Annotated in this window: 2 protein-coding genes; both read right to left on the minus strand. The window is 38.2% G+C overall.

The genetic code is table 11. The annotated features are described in order from the left end of the window. The coding region (locus ACN4EE_RS22240; protein ID WP_431708706.1) for an RAMP superfamily CRISPR-associated protein at window positions 1–1,224 on the minus strand (1,224 nt) is incomplete at its 3' end. A gap of 196 nt (window positions 1,225–1,420) precedes the next feature. Beyond that, a complete protein-coding gene (locus ACN4EE_RS22245) occupies window positions 1,421–3,727 on the minus strand; it encodes an RAMP superfamily CRISPR-associated protein (protein ID WP_431708707.1) in 2,307 nt (768 codons plus the stop codon). Window positions 3,728–3,839: the final 112 nt, after the last annotated feature.

The raw sequence follows: 3,839 nt of genomic DNA on the forward strand, positions 1-3,839 counted from the left end.
ATGTAAATTTAAGCTAATTTCGATGTTTTCCCAATTCACCCCAAAAGGTTCGAGGGTAGTATATAAAAAGCCTTCTGCTGCACTACCAATCCAACGATCGATCCCGACGTGGTATCCTAATTGAGTATCTTGTAAACCCATACTATCCAAACTATTACGCAAACTGCTATCTTTAGTCGCATCGGTAATACTTGCCCACTGATGAGATGCCATCGGTATATTTGCAAAACAGTCATCTACTGCCAGACAACTTAAATAACCTAACTGCTTTTGATTCTCGTCTAATTCTGCGGGTGTGCCAAAAAGGGTTTTAATCAATTCCAACGTTACCTGTTGATTAAAGTCATCATCGAGGGTAAGAGAGTGATTGCAGACTGTGCGAATAATTCTTTCTGCTTGGCTACGCCATACTCCTTTTAAGCTACTACCGGGGATAACAAAGGTTAAGCCTCCACCTTTTCCACTGACAAGGGGCAATATATCCACCGTCATACCATCCCCTTCTGATTTCACCATCACAGCACCTACAGGAGTCCATTTAATGGTTATTTCGAGCTTATTTTGACAATTTTCCCCTGAAGCGTAAATCTTGCTCCAATTAACGATTTTTTGTTGATTATTGAGGATGCCTAAAATTCCAGTCGGGGTGAGTAAATCTTCTTCAATGATTCTCGTGTCATATAGTTTCACTCTCCCTAAACCTCGACTTTTTGCACCGCCGAGATAAATTTCTCCTTCTTCTAAAGCTGTGATAAGTTGGGCGAAGGCGTTTTGATAGTCTTGCCATTCACCATCACTTAATTTTGCGTCTCTTTCTAAAGTAAGGCTGATAGGAATTGTAACACCTTTAGGTAAAATAGCTCGATCGAACTTCATACCCTCAGCAGCAGTGCCTGAATATCTATCAATGGCGACACCATCACGGATTTCTACGATAGCAGAATTGATAACCGCATCTTCCACAATGACGAAACTAGCATAACCATTATCCCCTTTTGCCTCCTGAAAACCCCAAATTTTATCAGTAATATCTGGATTAAAAGTTGCCATATAAGCGCGTAACGCCCCTGCTAAACTGGTGGCAGGAAGGTAAAATTTCCCTTCACCATTGACAGCTAAAGCCATATCAGTATCGGCATTACCACCAACACCGCCAATATGAATGGGGCTAATGGTGATAAGATTACCTGTGATTTTATATCGAGAATGAATTTTTCTTGCCATATTTTTAATTGATGTTAATAATTAATCTAGGTTGTGGTTGAGCTAAAGAAACCCAAATGTAGGTTATGGTTGAGCTAACGAAACCCAAATGTAGGTTGTGGTTGAGGTAACGAAACCCAACCAAAAGCGATAATAGGGAATCATGGATGACATTTTCTGGCTTGTTGATGTTGGGTTGCACTTCGTTTAACCCAACCTACGAGGTTTTTTCCCAGTCTCTTTTATGCGCCCGAATCATGGCATCAATTAAGGTGCGTATTGCCTCCGCCCAAAGTTGTTGTTTTAACTCGGTTTCTCCGTTGTTAGTAATGGTTAAATCATTTGGTAAATGGAGATATTCCCAGATTTTTCTCTCATCATTGATTAAGCTACGAATCAGTTTTAAGCTATTTCCTACCCATTTTTCTTTACGATTAGGCACAGATTCTAAAGCTGTAATCCAATTAGTGACTTGATTTTTGTCATTCTGTGATTGCAACTTACTGACAACTGAGCGTAAAGCACCTAATTGAGTCATGGGGGGTTTACTTTCATTATTATTCTCTTTCTTTTGGATTGTTAAGCCTAAATATTCTTTTCTTTTTTCTTGATTAGAGGCTAAATATAAGGCTTGTTGTTGGATTGCTTCTCGCCATGCTTCCTTTTCAATTATTCGGGCATATTCAAAAGCGGAGTCACTGCTTCTGATAGGGTTAGCATTTGTCTTATTATTATTATTGTTAACTTCAGTATCAGAGGAATTTAATTTTGATAAAGGCATAGTTAATAAAGGATCATTAAAGCACATTTGCCCGTAACCTTCGACTCTCCTTTCTCCTATTCCTGACATTTGGATTTGAGATAGTTTATTAATATCTAATTCTCCATCTGTTACTTCATAGACGATGCAACTTCCTGCTTGAATACCGACTAAAGATGGGCGAGATAACCCCCAACGCACTTGCCATGATTCTGTGCGTCTTTGACGGATGATTTTTTGTTTTTCTTCTAAAGTAACTCCTAATGTTTTTTCTAGGGTTTCTTTGAAAATGTTTAAGTCAGCAGTGGGATTAAGTCTTTCATCTCTTAACAGCAAATCGGATAATAACCACACACTGAGAGTGTTATTTTTAAGCTCGATCGAACCTTGATAAAGTTGGGGTTTTTGAGCTATTGTTACCTTTATCGTGCCATAATCATCTTTTTTTGATTGCCCGATGGAATAACCACCTTCTAAAATTTTCCACCATTCTTTTTTCTGGTTGCAAAGATGGTTAAACAAGTCTGACTTAAGACGAATTTCCGCTCTAAATGTAGTCTTAGGTGCGATCGCAGAATAGCTATAAACTCCACCTACATCACTACTAGGACGTTGAAGTTCATCTTTGATGGTATTGTGAGTATAGACATTAATTTCTACATCAGGATTAGCAGGTAAACATCCCCCCGTAAATTCTCCTATATAACCCCCTCGAATACCTTTTAATTGAATTTCTTTATTCTCTGTTTCGACAAAGCAGTTATAGACATTACCCTTTTTTAATCCTCCATTCAGTTTATCAGCAGAAAGGCAAAAAGGCACAGGGCGACTGGGTTGATTGTGACTGCTAACGGTGGCATTGGTAATGACTAAACTCTCCTCACTGATAGCCTGAGAAACATTTAACCATTGCCCTAGTTTACGATGTAAATTCCTTAAAATATATTTTGCAGGAATATAGTCGAGGGTTTCTACTACGTTGCCGATGGTGCGACTATTGATGATAATGGGAGATTTAGCCGTAATTTCCAACGGTAAAATATACCAGTCTGACTGTTTTATCTCTGGATGGTGAGAGGAGAGGGAAAAAGTTATTTCTTGATAATCAGGAGGAGAAGGAGGCGTTTTAGCTAAATAGTCTAAATAATTGTCATTTGTTAGTTTTAGAAAGTTAATTTTACATTTTCCTGCACCCCTGCGTCTTTTTCCGCCTATTCTCTCGGTTAATTTTGCCCCCGCTAACAATAACGCTTCAACTATATTTTTAACTATCTTTTTGTTATCCTCACTTATATCCGCAGGATAATTAATTTGACAATCTTTTGCGTCTAAAATTGCCCCTTTTCTTATCATCTCCTCGAATCTTAAAAAGTCTGGTTTCGCACATCCCGTGTCGTTATCTATACTTATACCTGGTTTGATAAATGCGATCGAATCTTTAAGTTTAGTTTTGACAGTAAGGGCATTTTTAAGACTATCAGGAAAATGAGCCGATCGTAAAGAAATTATAGCAGGTTGAGGAGGATGTTCGATCGAGCCTTCTTCCAATGCAGGTTGACTACCAAAGAGAAAATCAACCCACTGACTCCAAACACCTTTTTCATTGCCATTATCCAAACCTAAAGCCACTAACTCACAACTATCCCGTAAAATACCCGTGAGAGTTTTAGCAGGAATATAAGGCAAACCATCGCTATCTCGTTGAATCAGACTATCAATGTCACCTTTAGATTGCCCCAAACCGATATGCCAATCACTTAGCATAGTTATTCTCATCGTAAACAACATAAATTCTCCTTTTTAACAAGTTTGTAGTAAAGGCTTTAGCCTTTTATTTCGATAATTAATTACTAGATAAAATCAACAGCATCTAAAG

The sequence above is a fragment of the Geminocystis sp. CENA526 genome, assembly GCF_050753365.1.
In the GTDB taxonomy this organism is placed as follows: Bacteria; Cyanobacteriota; Cyanobacteriia; order Cyanobacteriales; family Cyanobacteriaceae; genus Geminocystis.